The sequence below is a fragment of the Shewanella insulae genome (assembly GCF_009831655.1).
In the GTDB taxonomy this organism is placed as follows: Bacteria; Pseudomonadota; Gammaproteobacteria; order Enterobacterales; family Shewanellaceae; genus Shewanella; species Shewanella insulae.
In genome coordinates, this window is record NZ_WRPA01000003.1 from 40,147 (window position 1) to 54,317 (window position 14,171).

The 14,171-nt window shown below is 54.4% G+C and carries 15 protein-coding genes; 6 read left to right on the forward strand and 9 right to left on the reverse strand.

Annotation, left to right across the window (positions count from 1 at the left end; translation table 11 throughout):
• Positions 1–2: 2 nt before the first annotated feature.
• On the reverse strand, positions 3–1,790 hold the full coding sequence (locus GNT65_RS04555) for an aminopeptidase P family protein (protein ID WP_160793934.1): 1,788 nt from the start codon (positions 1,788–1,790) through the stop codon (positions 3–5).
• Between the two features lie 517 nt (positions 1,791–2,307).
• Between GNT65_RS04555 and GNT65_RS04560 the strand changes: the two genes are divergently transcribed.
• The 3 genes from GNT65_RS04560 (at position 2,308) to GNT65_RS04570 (ending at position 5,940) form a co-directional block, all read left to right on the forward strand.
• Entirely contained in the window at positions 2,308–3,504 is a 1,197-nt protein-coding gene (locus GNT65_RS04560; protein WP_160793935.1) for an MFS transporter, read from the forward strand.
• A gap of 140 nt (positions 3,505–3,644) precedes the next feature.
• Entirely contained in the window at positions 3,645–4,424 is a 780-nt protein-coding gene (locus tag GNT65_RS04565; protein ID WP_160793936.1) for an ROK family protein, read from the forward strand.
• Positions 4,425–4,686: 262 nt separating this feature from the next.
• Entirely contained in the window at positions 4,687–5,940 is a 1,254-nt protein-coding gene (locus GNT65_RS04570; protein ID WP_160793937.1) for a M24 family metallopeptidase, read from the forward strand.
• A 212-nt stretch (positions 5,941–6,152) separates the two neighbouring features.
• Here GNT65_RS04570 and GNT65_RS04575 read toward each other — a convergent pair whose 3' ends face one another.
• The 4 genes from GNT65_RS04575 to GNT65_RS04590 all read right to left on the reverse strand — a co-directional run bounded on the left by GNT65_RS04575 (position 6,153) and on the right by GNT65_RS04590 (position 9,346).
• A complete protein-coding gene (locus tag GNT65_RS04575) occupies positions 6,153–6,626 on the reverse strand; it encodes a BamJ family beta-barrel-assembly machinery protein (RefSeq protein ID WP_160793938.1) in 474 nt (157 codons plus the stop codon).
• A 79-nt stretch (positions 6,627–6,705) separates the two neighbouring features.
• Positions 6,706–6,993 (reverse strand): DUF1294 domain-containing protein, encoded by a 288-nt coding sequence (locus tag GNT65_RS20585; protein ID WP_219822455.1) that lies wholly within the window; start codon positions 6,991–6,993, stop codon positions 6,706–6,708.
• A gap of 265 nt (positions 6,994–7,258) precedes the next feature.
• Positions 7,259–8,722: a hypothetical protein gene (locus GNT65_RS04585; RefSeq protein ID WP_160793940.1), complete on the reverse strand. Its 1,464-nt coding sequence runs from the start codon at positions 8,720–8,722 to the stop codon at positions 7,259–7,261.
• 147 nt (positions 8,723–8,869) lie between these two features.
• Positions 8,870–9,346: a hotdog fold domain-containing protein gene (locus tag GNT65_RS04590; protein WP_160793941.1), complete on the reverse strand. Its 477-nt coding sequence runs from the start codon at positions 9,344–9,346 to the stop codon at positions 8,870–8,872.
• Between the two features lie 231 nt (positions 9,347–9,577).
• Here GNT65_RS04590 and GNT65_RS04595 point away from each other — a divergent pair, with 231 nt between their 5' ends.
• Together GNT65_RS04595 and GNT65_RS04600 are read left to right on the forward strand one after the other, a co-directional pair.
• Positions 9,578–10,516 carry a polyprenyl-phosphate transporter gene (locus GNT65_RS04595; protein WP_160793942.1) on the forward strand — a complete coding sequence of 313 codons (939 nt, stop codon included), beginning with the start codon at positions 9,578–9,580 and terminating at the stop codon, positions 10,514–10,516.
• The gene (locus GNT65_RS04600; protein WP_160793943.1) at positions 10,509–10,691 is read left to right on the forward strand and encodes a hypothetical protein; all 183 of its coding nucleotides are present in this window, start codon (positions 10,509–10,511) and stop codon (positions 10,689–10,691) included. The genes GNT65_RS04595 and GNT65_RS04600 overlap by 8 nt, the downstream gene beginning before the upstream one ends.
• A 35-nt stretch (positions 10,692–10,726) precedes the next feature.
• On the opposite strand, the gene GNT65_RS04605 is transcribed toward GNT65_RS04600, so the two are convergent.
• A complete protein-coding gene (locus GNT65_RS04605; RefSeq protein WP_160793944.1) occupies positions 10,727–11,071 on the reverse strand; it encodes a DUF3634 family protein in 345 nt (114 codons plus the stop codon).
• A gap of 125 nt (positions 11,072–11,196) precedes the next feature.
• Here GNT65_RS04605 and GNT65_RS20510 point away from each other — a divergent pair, with 125 nt between their 5' ends.
• Positions 11,197–11,367: a hypothetical protein gene (locus GNT65_RS20510; protein ID WP_181006162.1), complete on the forward strand. Its 171-nt coding sequence runs from the start codon at positions 11,197–11,199 to the stop codon at positions 11,365–11,367.
• A gap of 58 nt (positions 11,368–11,425) precedes the next feature.
• Here GNT65_RS20510 and GNT65_RS04610 read toward each other — a convergent pair whose 3' ends face one another.
• The 3 genes from GNT65_RS04610 to GNT65_RS04620 all read right to left on the reverse strand — a co-directional run bounded on the left by GNT65_RS04610 (position 11,426) and on the right by GNT65_RS04620 (position 14,167).
• Positions 11,426–12,145: a TorF family putative porin gene (locus GNT65_RS04610; protein WP_160793945.1), complete on the reverse strand. Its 720-nt coding sequence runs from the start codon at positions 12,143–12,145 to the stop codon at positions 11,426–11,428.
• 110 nt (positions 12,146–12,255) lie between these two features.
• Complete coding sequence (locus tag GNT65_RS04615; protein WP_160793946.1) at positions 12,256–12,621, reverse strand: cupin domain-containing protein; 366 nt, start codon at positions 12,619–12,621, stop codon at positions 12,256–12,258.
• A gap of 55 nt (positions 12,622–12,676) precedes the next feature.
• Complete coding sequence (locus tag GNT65_RS04620) at positions 12,677–14,167, reverse strand: CoA-acylating methylmalonate-semialdehyde dehydrogenase (RefSeq protein WP_160793947.1); 1,491 nt, start codon at positions 14,165–14,167, stop codon at positions 12,677–12,679.
• Positions 14,168–14,171 lie beyond the last annotated feature (4 nt).

Sequence of the window (14,171 nt, forward strand, 5' to 3'; positions counted from 1 at the left end):
TCTTAGATGGCTTCGGTCGCCTTGAGTAGCCAGTCAAGCTCAGTGCCCTGCATCAGCGGGCTCAGGGTTTCTCTGACTCGTTGATGGTAGGCGTTGACCCAGTGGATCTCGGCGTCGCTAAGCAGCCGCTTGTCGATGAGACGGGTGTCGATCGGGATCAGGGTGAGGGCATGGAACTCATACATCTCACGCTCGGCCCCAGCCAGGGCCCCACAGGCCTGCACCGCGACCAGGTTTTCGATGCGTATACCGAAGGCATCTGCGCGGTAGTAACCCGGCTCGTTCGACACCACCATGCCTGGCAGCAGGGCGACGGCATTGCTGTTCTTGGCGATACGCTGTGGTCCCTCGTGAACACTGAGGAAATGGCCCACACCGTGGCCAGTGCCATGGTCGTAATCGAAGCCATGCTGCCACAGGTATTGACGGGCGAAGCCGTCGAGCTGCTGACCCGTGGTGCCTTTGGGGAATCTGACCTGATCCAGGGCGATATGCCCCTTCAATACCAGGGTGACCATCTTGCGCTGCTCGTCGGTGACTTCGCCGATGGCGATGGTGCGGGTGACGTCTGTGGTGCCATCCAGATACTGGGCGCCGGAATCTACCAGGTAGATGCTATTCATGGTCATCATGGCCGGGGTGCCATTGTTGTGGTTGTAGTGACACATGGCGGCATTGGCCCCTGTGGCCGAGATGGTATCGAAGCTTGGCTCACGATACTGAGGATCTTCCAGGCGGAAGCTTTCCAGCTTGTCGGCCAAGGTGCCTTCATCATACAGACGCTTGGCCGCGACTTCGGCGTCGAGCCAGGCGAGGAAACGGCTCACGGCTACGCCATCGCGAACATGGCAGGCGCTGAGGCCGGCAAGCTCGGCCGGGTTCTTCTGTGCCTTGGGCAGGGCAACGGGATCTTGACCCGCGATCAGCCTGGCGCCGGCTTGCTTAGCGGTGAGCTGCATCCAGGCGTTGGCACTGTCGGGATCGGCCAGTAGCTTGACGCCATCGAGCTTAGATAACACGCCTTCGAGCTCGGCCTCGGCCTTGAAGTTGACGCCTGTGCCCACATGGGCCTGAACCCCCTCAGGCAGCTTGTTGAGATCGGTAAAGAGCGTCATCTCGCCGTTCTTATGCAGCAGGGCGGTGCCCAGCACGACTGGCAGGCGAGGGATGTCGTTGCCGCGAATGTTGAGCAGCCAGCAGAAGGAGTCCAGCGCGCTGATCAGCGCCACATCGGCGCCGCTTGCAGCCACAGCCTTACCTATCTGCTCACGTTTGACGGCGCTGCTGACGCCGGCACTCTGTTCGCTAAAGAGGCTGATTGGGGCGCTGGAGGCTGCGGGTCTCTCTTGCCAGTGGCGATCGATTGGGTTTTCTGAGACGGCAACCAGCTCGATACCGGCGCGCTGACATTGAGCCTCGGCCTGTTGTTGCCAGCTCAGGGTATGCAGACGTGGGTCATAGCCGATGCGAGCACCTTCGCCCAATTGTTCGATTAGCCAGGGGATCTGCGGCGTGTCATGCAGGCTCTGATAATCGAACTGGGCACTGTCTACCTGCTGTTTGACTTGAACCGTGTAGCGGCCATCGACGAAGATGGCGGCGCTCGCTTTGAGCACTATGGCCATTCCCGCCGAACCGGTAAAGCCTGTGAGCCAGTGGAGTCTTTCATTACGCTCGGGAACATACTCGCCCAGATATTCGTCGGCCCGGGGGACGATGAAGGCATCGAGAGAATGGGTCAGCATGTCGCCTCTTACGGCGTCTAGACGTTGTGCGGTTACAGATGTCATGAAGTCTCCTTTAATAACCAGTTGCGGGGCCATCTAAGCGTGGCCTTCTGGGTTTGAGCGAACAGGCTTGCTCTTATCTCTAGAGGTTGAGATAAGGCCGAATAGCGGCCGATTATCGCAGCTCAGCGGGTGAGTTGAAAGGGAAGTGCGAAAAAGCGCACCAGCGGCGGCGTAAAGTTTGGCGTGAATTTAAGGTTTTTACTAGGTAATTGAAACAGATAGTGGCCGGTAGGAGGATTTAACACCCAATATCCGCCAATATCCGCGTCTGAGGCTGGTAAAGTTCGCCGTGAGTCAGTATTTTGCATATAAGTGAACTATTTGTGATTAGGGGCTGTTTACCTTTTGAGCACAAATATTGTTTTCAAGACTAAGCCTATGGGCAGCATCTGTATCATTTTTCTACTGGGTTATTGCTCATTTATGTAGCGCACTAGGTTGCAATCGCTCTGCCTTGTATTAAATCGATAAAGAATGCTGTAAAAATGAACGCAAAAGTTCGACAGATCCTAACTTTATGCCAAGAAATGTATGGGTATTAACCCTGGCTCAGGCCTTTGCCATGAGTGCCACCCCCATGATGATGTTGCTCGGCGGACTGATTGGCGCCGAATTAGCACCTACACCCGCATTGGCCACCCTGCCGATCGCCATCATGGTGATTGGTGTGGCCATCTCCGTGGTGCCGGTCAGTCGCTTGATGCGCCGCTTTGGCCGCAAGAAGATCTTTCTGCTGGGCAGTGGCCTGGGGGCGAGCGGCGGACTCCTAGCGGCCTTCGCGACTCAGGCGCAGCTCTTCGTGCCTTTCTGTCTCAGTGGCCTGCTCTTGGGCGCTGCGGGGGCGATAGTGCAGCAATACCGCTTTGCCGCCATGGAGTCGGTGGCGCCGCTGCAGAGTGCCAAGGCGGCCTCCCGGGTGCTGGTTGGCGGTCTGGTGGCCGCTATCATGGGGCCCGAGCTTGCTGTGTTGGGGGAAAACTTGTTTGCCACGCCTCATGTGGGCGCCTTCCTGTTTCTGATCTGCGTCTGCCTGATGGCGGGCCTGGTGCTCTGTTTCTATCAGGAGAATCGCCAGGATAAACAGATCCATGTGGCATCCCATCACACCGTGCGCCCCCTGGGGAATATCTTGTTGCAGCCCGCTATCTGGACCGCCATCGGCGCGGCAACCATAGGCTATGGCATGATGAGCTTCATCATGACGGCCACCCCCCTGCATATGCATCACATGGAACACTATTCCCTTGCCGATACCAAATGGGTGATTCAGAGTCATATCATTGCCATGTATTTCCCCTCGCTGTTTAGCGGCTATCTGGTGGCCAAGTTTGGCACCAGCCGCATGATGCTGGTGGGACTGGCGGCCTATGGTGTAACCATCACTGTTGCCCTATTCGGGAGAGAGCTACTGAACTACTGGGTCGCCCTGGTGCTGCTAGGCGTTGGCTGGAACCTGTTGTTCGTGGCCGGAACCGTCTTATTGCCTCGGTACTACCATAGCGAAGAGCGCTTTAAGGTTCAGGCCTTTAACGACGCCTTCGTCTTTGGTTCACAGGCGATTGCCTCCCTGAGCGCCGGCTGGGTATTGCACTGGTTAGGTTGGGAGGTGATGCTGCTCACCTGCATCCCACTGCTGGCGGTGCATCTGCTGTTGATGGCCTGGGGGCGGGTACCCTTGCCGCTGGCAAGCGAACAGAAAATGGATGAAACTTGATCTTCTTTGATGGAAATTCAATCAAAGCAAAGTGTTAGTCGCATTTTATATAGCCTTAGTTGATGGTTTTTGTGATAAAATTCTGCCATTCACAACTCTTCTTTCTCTTTGCATTGAGATAGGTGGCTATGGAGCTCGCTATGCAATCCCTGACCATAGATATTGGCGCGACGACCGCCCTGTTCGAAATTGAGACCCAGGGACGCACCGAGCAGTATAAGATTGCCACCGGCGAGCACTTTACCCTGGCCGATCTCAAGCGTCATATCACCGACATCGAAGCCGATTACGACCTGAGTGACTACGCCTTAGGGGTGGCGGTCCCCGGACTGGTGAAGCAAGAGACGCTGATCGCCTGTAAGGTGGCACCTAAGCTCAACGGCCTGTCGCTGGCCAATCTCAATACCAAGGCCCGCTTTAGCCTGCTTCATAACGATATCGATGCCGGCATGCTGGCGATATGCGAGGAGAAGAACGCCTGTGAATTGCTGCTGATGAGCGGCGCCGGCATAGGCATGGCGATCGCCATCAAGGGCGAGCCGTTTCTCGGTGCAGGCGGTGTGGCCGGTGAGCTGGGACATTGTCGGGTAATGAGTGAAGGGGGCGAGTATAGCCTGGAGCAGTTGGCCAGCGGCGAGTCGATTCGGATACGTGGCCTCAAGAGCCCGCAGGAACTCTATCGCGCCGGTAGCTATCTTGGCATGGGGCTCGCTTGGGCCATCAATCTCTTCAATCCCAATCGTATCTGGCTAGCAGGTCCCATGATGAATCAGCCCGACTATTACAAGGGCTGTGTCGAGTCCCTAAAACAGTTGGCGTTGACGGCGCCGCTGGGGGATGTGAACATCGCCCGGGTCGATGATATGGAGACACTGGTATGCCGCGGCCTCAAGGTACTGTTGGCGCAGCACGCCCAGTAAAGCCAATACTAGTAAAGCCATTACGGGTCAGTTTGATATGGGCTAATCCGATTTAGTCACTACCTGTACTCGTCTTCGTCGAAAAGATTGCAGTTACACCTTGCTCGCTCCTTAAGTACTGCTTGCCTGTTCACCTTGAAGATTTTTCTTTCCGTTAGTTACTGCTTTTTTGTATACAGTATGCTAAAAAGGTCGCTTGTCATTTTTCTTTCTTATGGTGGTTGCGGGCTGGCCCCGGCGATCGCCGTCAAAGGTGCTAACTATGAGTGTAAATACCACGAGTGCGAATACCACGAGTTTAAGTGCTAGTGTGGGCGTGGGCGGCTCGACGCCCGAGCAAGAGCTGGCCAGGCTGTCTGATATGACTCGAGGGGTTGAAGGGATCACGGCGCAGGAATACAGGGCGCGCATCGACAAGGCTCAGCAGCTGATGCGTCGCCAGGGGATTACGGCCATCTATCTCAATGCCGGCACTAACCTCTATTATTTTACCGGCACGCGCTGGTATGCCAGCGAGCGTATGGTGGGGGCCATATTGCCCGCCGAGGGTGAGCTGGAATATATTGCGCCGGCGTTCGAACTCGACACGCTCAAGGGCTACATGGCTATCGAGGGACGGGTGAATTGCTGGCATGAGGATGAGAGTCCCTATGGTCTGTTCGTGCAGCGACTTGGTGAACTTGGCATAAGCCAAGGCAAGCTGGCGATGGATGAGTCGGCGGCGTTTTTCATCTTCGATGGCGTGCGTCAACTGGCACCAGAATTTGAGTTCGTTAACGGTAAGACGGTTACCGCGGCCTGTCGCATGATCAAATCAGAGACAGAGCTGGCCCTGTTGCAGCGTGCCAAGGATATGACCCTTGAGGTGCACAAGGCCGCCGCGCGCATCCTGCATGAAGGGATCACAGTCGGTGAGGTGGAGAGCTTTATTCATCAGGCCCATAAAGCCGTGGGCGCGCCGGCGGGCTCCTATTTCTGTATCGTGCTCTTCGGTGAAGACTCGGCCTATCCCCATGGGGTCAAGTCGCCTAAGACGCTGGAACTCAACGATACTGTACTGATCGACACGGGCTGTCAGCTCCATGGCTATAACTCAGACATTACCCGTACCTATGTCTACGGTACGCCGAGTGAGCGCCAGCGTCAGTTGTGGCAACTGGAGCAGGATGCTCAGCTAGCGGCCTTCGAGGCGGCCAAGGTGGGGGCGCCTTGTTCGAGTGTGGATCGCGCTGCCCGTGACGTCATAGAGCAGGCGGGCTTTGGTCCTGGCTACGATCTGCCGGGTCTGCCCCACAGGACGGGGCATGGCATAGGCCTGGATATTCATGAGTGGCCCTACCTGGTGCTGAATGACCATACACCGCTTGCCCCGGGCATGTGCTTCAGTAACGAGCCTATGCTGTGTGTGCCGGGCGAGTTTGGGGTGCGTCACGAAGATCACTTCTACATGACAGAGAGTGGCCCTAAGTGGTTTACCCAGCCCGCTCATTCTATCGATAACCCCTTCGGGTATTGATAGCTATCGTAGTAAATAACTGAGCATGCTAGCTTGTTAAGACGTTCGATAACTGCGTTACTATTTTTGATTGTAGAATAGCTACTTATCGAAAAATTTCGCCTTGTTCTCGAAGGTTTTTCCTGCGCTATTGCTGATCACTTACTTACCGTGATTGGTATGATACAAAAAACGCGCCTCAGGGCGCGTTTTTCATCTCGTCGTAACAGTCTCTACTTATCTATGCTGATCAGCTCGACATCGAAGATGAGCACTGAGCCGCCGGGGATCTTGCCCGCGCTGCGGTTGCCATAGGCCAGGCTGCTGGGAATAAAGAAGCGGGTCTTTTCCCCTTCGACCATCAGCTGTACGCCTTCGGTCCAGCCCTTGATGACGCGATTGAGCGGGAAGGCGATAGGCTCGCCGCGCTCGACCGAGCTGTCGAACACTGCGCCGTCGATCAGCGTACCATGGTAATGCACAGTCACTGTATCGCTGGCCTTGGGATGGACGCTACCGTCACCCTCTGCCAATACCTTGTACTGAAGTCCCGAGGCGGTCTCGATAACCCCTTCCTGTGTCTTGTTCTGGGCTAGAAAGGCCTCGCCCTTGGCGATGTTTTCCTTCGCCGCCTTCTGGTTGTTCATGCTGGTAAAGAAGTAAAACAAGACGCCGGCGATCACCAGGACTGCTAATATCATTCTCATCTTTGATTTTCCTGTAAAAGTGCGGCCCTCATCATAGCCAATTGTGCCTTGAGGGTAAACGCATAGGGCAAATGTAAGCCTAAGGTGCAAAGCGAGACGAGTTAACCCCAAGTTGTGTCAGTAATGCCTGTCCCTGTGGAGACATTAGGGCGCCGAGCAGGCTGACATTGATGAAGACAGTCAACCACAGGATTACACGGAAGCTGCGCTTACTGGACTTGTGTCTCAGGTGCTGCTGGCCCAGCATGGCTCCCGGCCAGCCGCCGAGCAGGGATAACCAATGCAGTCGACTCTCGCTGATTCGCCAGCTGTCTTGTTGGGCTGCTCGTTTATCTATGGCGTAGCAGATAAAAGTGATGAGGCTCATGACGATGTAATAGACAAAGAAAGCTATCGGCAGTCTTTGTAACTGGCTAGCAAGCAAGAGGCCGATAAACAGCGCAATGATGAGGGTGATACGCAGCTTAGTGCTTAATGCCCTCCTATTGTTTTTCTGTTTACCGTCATTGCTTGCATGGAGGCCTTTTCTCGTCCCATGTTTGTCTAGCTTAGGCTCTCTCTTGGGAGTATTCGGGTGATTTTTTCTCATTGTATGATGTATGGATAAACGCTGTTAGTGCGCTTTATATCATTTAGAAATAGGTGATCTCCAGTTCGTACAGGGCTGCGTCATCGTCGTAAGAGTCATATTTGGCCACGAGCGAATAGCTTTCCTCATATATATCTACGCTATCGAATTCATCGTTAGCCTGCTGGAACTGTGCCAGTAACTTATCCTTCTGTGATGGAATAGCCATCTTGTCCCACAGCTCTGTGAGTGCGGCGTCGCTCGCTTGTTGATAGATGCCTGAAGCCACTCTGACCTTATGTAAGGTGTCATCGTCGAACTTGAGCTGTAGGTGATTACCCAGTAGCCACCATTCGCCATCACCCGAGATAGCCAGTTTTGCCATGGTTGGGTAGGTTTTCTGTATCTGCTTAAGGCCTGGACGTTCACCACTATAGGATGGGGTTAATTGCTTCAACAGGGGAGAGAGCGTATCAGTGGATGGTTGTTTCCCCTGTACCGATAGTGCTTTCCTGTCCTGGTAGAGACTAAAGCCGGTAAACAGAGACTCAGGCTTAGCTTCGCCGCTTTGACTAAAGGTGTCGAAGTTGAGCACTAGTTGTCGATCACCATCGCTCAGCTGCAGGTGGTTGCTACCCTTCTTTGTTTGCTTGAGCCCTAAGGTGTGGAGTACCTGGGTAATAGGAGTGCGGTAGGCAATCTTGCCGTTAATCAGCCACGGGGCATCATCGAATCCGTCTCGATAATCGATAAGGTTTTTGCCTGTGCTATTTAGTGGGCCGAAGTCTGTGGAGATGGCGGCGAGGTGCTCCTTGGTAAATACGAACCATAAGTGTCGACCGTAACCCCAGGCAAAATTTTCTGAAGTAAGTGGCAACTCAATGCTCGCGGGGCCGAGTAACTGATAGAGTTCTTCTGGCTTCATGCCTAAGGTTGCGCCATAGACGCCCTCATCTAGGGATACTATCGCTGGAGGGAGCGTCTTGGCGGCTGCTAACTTGGCGGCCGACTTGGGGGTTGGGGGCTCGAAGGTGTATTCAAACTGCGATTGGTGGATCTCATAACCATTGCTGTCATATGAGGTGGCTTGTTGTGACAGGCTTTTATCATGTTCGCAGAGACGGTAGAGCTCAGCCTCGAGATGGGTCTTTAGCTGTGTGACTTTGACCGTTTCTTGACTTGAGCGTTGAGATAATCTCTTTGCCTTGCTCTTACTGAGAATATGATTGCTCACCTGGGTGAGCACGATGACTTCGGCTCCTTTGTCCGTCGCTTGTTGAGTTAACTGAGTCAGTGCGGCCTTAAAGGCTTCGCTCTCCAGAGGCCTGGTCTCTGCGGGATACTTTTTACTCGTGAGAGTCAGGGATATCGGCGCTAATGTCGTCTCGATACAGTTAGGATGCTTGTCTAAGATCCGTGCGATCTCATCGTCTTCTCTATTATTGCCCTCGGCCGATGAGTTGGCCGTAAGGCAGAGTGAGCCAAATAGAAGTGTGTAGTTTGATAATGTCCTTAATGTCGATCTCATGTGGCGCGTCCCTGATGCCAAAGTATGCCAATAACTTGAGATAGCCAGATAAAAATGTCAAGTATTCATAGGATTATCTATTTTTGCCTCTACGGATTTACTGAGGCAGTATCCGACAACTGCCCCTGAAACCCTTCCATATAGAGGCTAGTTCTTTTGGGGCTTAAGGGAGATCCACAGCTTGATGTGGCCCTTGACTACCACGACATCGTTTTCATCCAGGGCGGTAACATTGACCAACATGTCGCCCTCTACCCACTGCTCGGGCGTGACCTCGGCGATACAGCGTATGTCACTGCCGGCCTTGGCGGTATAGTCGACGCTCATTCCCTTGGGGATCCAGCGCAGGTGGGCGGGAATTGACGCCTCGGCCATGGTGCCCATGGCCATCTCTAAGCCATTACAGATGGCGATGACATGCACAGTCCCTATGTGGTTTTGCACTGACTTACGCTTTCGCACCAGCACCTGGCAGTAGTTGGATCTGAGCTCTGTGACCAAGGGCTTAACGGTGGCGAAGTAGGGCGCCATGCGTGACACCATGAGGGAGAAAAATTTATGGCCCATTGGCCACTTGGTCAGGCGGCGGTAGAGGGCCATCACTCTTGTCGGTTTGTTATTCATTGGCTTACCCGTTATTAAAATACTTTGTCTGGTTTAAGAAAAAGCTTGTTTGGTTTAAAAATCTTGTCTGGTCAGATGAGTTGTTAGACTAGCCCAATAACAAGTAGTTAACAATAGCGCCGTGTTTTGACCGCCTAAACCAAACTTCATTTTCCTTTGCTTGGGCTGGGCGCGTATAATCGGGCGCTAAGGTTTCAAGCCCATAGAAAATCATTAACTTAAGGATCTTGAGTGAAATATCTGCTGACTTATTTCAAAGGGATGGCCATGGGGGCCGCCGATGTGGTTCCCGGGGTATCCGGGGGCACAATCGCCTTTATCACGGGGATCCTCGACCCCCTGCTCGATAGCATACGTAAGGTTAATCCCAGCCTCATCGGCGTGGTCCGCCAGCAGGGACTGAAGGCCGCCTTCATGCATATCAACGGCCCCTTCCTGCTTGCGGTGTTCGGCGGTATCCTCACCAGCATTTTTACCCTGGCGAAACTTATCACCTATCTGCTGCATACCCATCCGATCCCCGTGTGGTCCTTCTTCTTCGGCCTCATCATCATCTCTGTGGTGCATATGCTCAAGCAGGTGAAGGGCTTCTCCGTGGGACGCCTGGCGCTGTTTGTTCTGGGTGTGGCCTTTGCCTGGGGGATCACTGTGCTGCACCCAATCGATATGCAGATGACTTATCTGAATGTCTTCATTGGCGGCAGTATTGCCATCTGCGCCATGTTGTTGCCGGGGATCTCTGGCAGTTTCATCCTGCTGCTATTGGGTCTCTACACCTCTGTGCTGGGCGCCGCCAAGAGCCTGGATATTCCCGTATTATTGACCTTTGCCTGTGGCTGCGTGGCCGGTTTGCTGTCGTTTAGCCACCTGCTATCGGCGTTGCTGCGTAAATATCATGATGCGACGCTGATCTTCCTCACCGGCTTGATGCTTGGCACCCTAGGTAAGATCTGGCCCTGGAAGCAGGTGCTCACCTGGCGCGAAAACTCGGCGGGCGAGCAGGTGCCGCTGCTGGAGCAGAACCTGTCGCCCATGAATTTCGAGCAGCTAACCGGACAATCGGCGCAGCTTGGCCTGGCGATTGGTGCCATGTTGGTGGGGATCGCCCTGGTGTGGGCGCTGGAATACTTTGCAGGTGATAATGCAAGCGCGGGTAGCAAAGATGAATAAGTGGATACTGCTCATTGCACTTGGCTTGAGCGCCTGCTCGAGCGGAATGAGCATGAGTGTGACGACTGAGGCAGAGCCAGAAGGGGACCCTCTAGTAGTGAAAGATCCTATGTCACAGGACAATCAGCGCATCATAGACGATGCCAAGCAAGATGGCCGCCTGAACAAGGATTAACGGCGGCCAGAACTTATGATTCGCGAAAGGTGTGCCTAGCCAGCCTGACGCGAATTATCGACGGTTTTCTTGTCGTAGTATTCGAACGGAAATTGGTTGCGGATACGCTGTATGATGGCGTCGCTGACGTTGGCCGACACATGTAGCCTGACGCCGCTATTCTTCTCGGCGCGTACGACGCAGGTGAGTTTTTCACTCTTGGCGATGTTCCGGCATTCCCGTTGAAATTTCTCGGGGATCTTGCCCTTGTGGGAGATGAGTCGGCCATCTTTAAAATGCATCTCAAATAGGGTTAAGCCACGTTTCCCCGAGAAGATCAGCTTGTAGATCACGATGAGTCCCACCAGGATGAAAGCGATTTTTAATAGGGTTTCAGTCATAGTCACTCCTTAGCGTTATAGTTTGAAGATACTCCCGGCTCAGGGATTTTCCTAGCGGCTTAGATCAAATTTTTAATAAACTGGCTATACTCTTCGAAGGAGTTTAATACGTTAAGGAAAACACTATGCATCTGTCTAATGCCCGCCGCTGGGAGAAACTCTGCCACCAACAAGCCAATATTCTACAAGGACTGTCCCAAAGCTTTCCCGAGCGCGCCGAGGCGCACCAGGAGCTGGTGAATTACTGGCGCGCCTTAGCCGAGCGAGTCCGCCGGGGAGAGAGCCTGAAGCTGTAATAAAAAACCGCCATTGAAGGCGGTTTTTTACAATCACTTGGTTGGGGAGGAAATGGGGTTAGAAGGCGTAGCTGGCGGTGGCCAGAATGGTGCCTTCGTTCTTCCATGGACCGTCCTTGATCTCGTTGTCGCTGCTCAGGTTAGTGTCTAACCAGGCCAGCGACAGGCCGACACCGCCGATCTCGGTAGAGACGCCGATGGAGTAATCGACATAGTTCTCACCCCAGTCTAAATCTGCACCATCACCATAGTTGTAGCCCACGTGAGCATCTATGCTCCAGTTCTCGACAAACTCGTATGAATAGTTAAGCTCGCTGTAGTGCATGGCAACGTCGGCGTTGGCGTAGTCGTTGGTGTACCACTGGGCAAAGTGGAAGTCGGCAAAGTAGAAGCCCAGTGAGGCCTCGAGATACTTAGTGCTCTCATCCTGTCCCGGATAGGTGTAGTAGGTCAGGGTGAAATCATATTCCACCGCGTCGTCTTCGCCGAAGGCGCCGGCATAACCGGCATAGATGTCGACTTCGACATCGGCATCATAACTCTCATCATCGACATTACTGCCCCAGGCACCGATGAAGAAACCACTTTCCATGCTGTAATCTATGCTGGCTTGAACGGCAAAGTCGCCAGCGGTTTGTGAGATACCGCGGAAGCGGTAATCGTTGGTGACGCCAATTTCCCCCGAGACTTCGGCCTGTGCCAAAGGTGTGATTAGCGCGGTTGCCAAGGTTAAGCCAGCTAGCTGGGCTATCCGTTTCTTATTAAATTTTTTATACACGGTGGTTTCTCCATTTCTCTTGGTTGACACCGATCCGTATAGCGAGCCATACGGATCAGATTAAGCCAAACAACAGCTAGTTAGCTGAGACAACATGGCGATGATTTTGGTTATTTTTGCTCAAATACGACGTAAATCTTGCGACACTCCTGTAGCACTCGCCATACGCCCTTAAAACCGGCGGGGATGACGAAGCGATCGCCCTTGGTGACCGTCAGTCTGTTGCCCGCTTCATCTATGATCTCGCTGCTGCCCGATAGGATTTCGCAATATTCATGTTCGCTGTAGTTGACCCTCCAGCTGCCGACCTGGCCCTGCCAGATCCCGGCGTGAAACTGATCGCAGGGGCTGGAATAGTGGTTCTCCAGCTGCTGCTTAGGTTCCCCACTCAGTACCTTTTCCGGCGCCACCTCATAGTGTTCCGTCTTAACCTTGTGCTGGCCAAAGTTGATGATGGCATCAATCGTCTGTGTCATATCGGCTCCAAAATACAGATAGACTCAAGGCGCAGCGCGGCGCCTTAAGCTTAGATTATTTCATGGTAGGCATGACAAACTCAGCCTGGGCGCCCTTGCCCTTGGGCCAGCGGGCGGTGATCGCCTTACGCTTGGTGTAGAAGCGTACGCCATCCGGGCCATGCATATGCAGTGGACCGAAGAGGGAGCGTTTCCAGCCGCCGAAGCTGTGGAAGGCCATAGGTACGGGGATGGGCACATTGACCCCAACCATGCCGACCTGCACATGATGGCAGAAGTGTCTGGCCGCCTCGCCGCTCTGGGTAAAGATGGCGGTACCGTTACCGAACTCGTGTTCGTTGATTAGGGTCAGCGCCTCGGCGTAATCCTTCACCCGGACGATGGCCAGCACGGGGCCGAAGATCTCTTCCTTGTAGATGGTCATCTCCGGCGTGACATGGTCGAACAGGCAGCCGCCGAGGAAGTAGCCCTGCTGGTGATCGGCGACCGTGAGTTGACGGCCATCGGCCAGTAGGGTCGCCCCCTCGCTCACGCCTTTGTCCACATAGGAACGCACCTTCTCGAGATGCTGCGCCGAGATCAGCGGCCCCATCTCCATCTCACCCTCCAGGCCGTTGCCCACCTTGAGCGCCTGGATCTGTGGCAGTAGTTTCTCTACTAAGGCATCGCCCACATCGCCGACGGCGAGCACTACAGAGATTGCCATGCAACGTTCGCCGGCGCTGCCATAGGCGGCGCCCATCAGGGCACTGACCGCCTGGTCGAGATCCGCATCTGGCATCAACAGCATGTGGTTCTTCGCGCCGCCCAAGGCCTGTACACGTTTGCCGTGGGCCGCAGCCGTCTGATAGATATATTCGGCGATGGGCGTGGAGCCGACGAAGCTCACCGCCTGAATGTCCTTGTGGGTCAGCAGGGTATCCACCGCTTCCTTGTCGCCGTTGACTACGTTAAATACACCATCCGGCAGGCCCGCCTCGGTGAGGAGTTCGGCCATGCGCATCACGGAGGTCGGATCCTTCTCCGACGGTTTCATGATAAAGGTATTGCCCGCGGCAATGGCGATGGGGAACATCCACATTGGCACCATCACAGGGAAGTTAAAGGGGGCGATGCCGGCCACTACGCCCAGGGATTGGTTGAGTGTCCAGGCATCGACGCCACCACCGACCTGTTCTGTGTGCTCGCCCTTGAGTAGATGAGGGATGCCGCAGGCAAACTCCACCACCTCCAGGCCGCGGATGATCTCGCCCTTGGCATCGTCGAGTACCTTGCCGTGTTCGCGGGTGATCATGGCGGCCAGCTCATCCATGTTGGCTTCGACCAGGGCCTTAAACTTAAACAGAATGCGCGCGCGGTTTAGTGGGGTCATCTCTGACCAGGGGCCGTGGGCCTTCTTGGCCAGCTCGATGGCCGCATCTACCTCGAGTGCGCTGGCCAGGGAGACGTTGGCCTTGTGCTCGCCGGTGGCGGGTTCGAAGACGGCGGCGCTGCGGGCGCTGGGCTGTGTGTGCTGGCCGTTGATGTAGTGGTTTATCTGCTGCATAGCG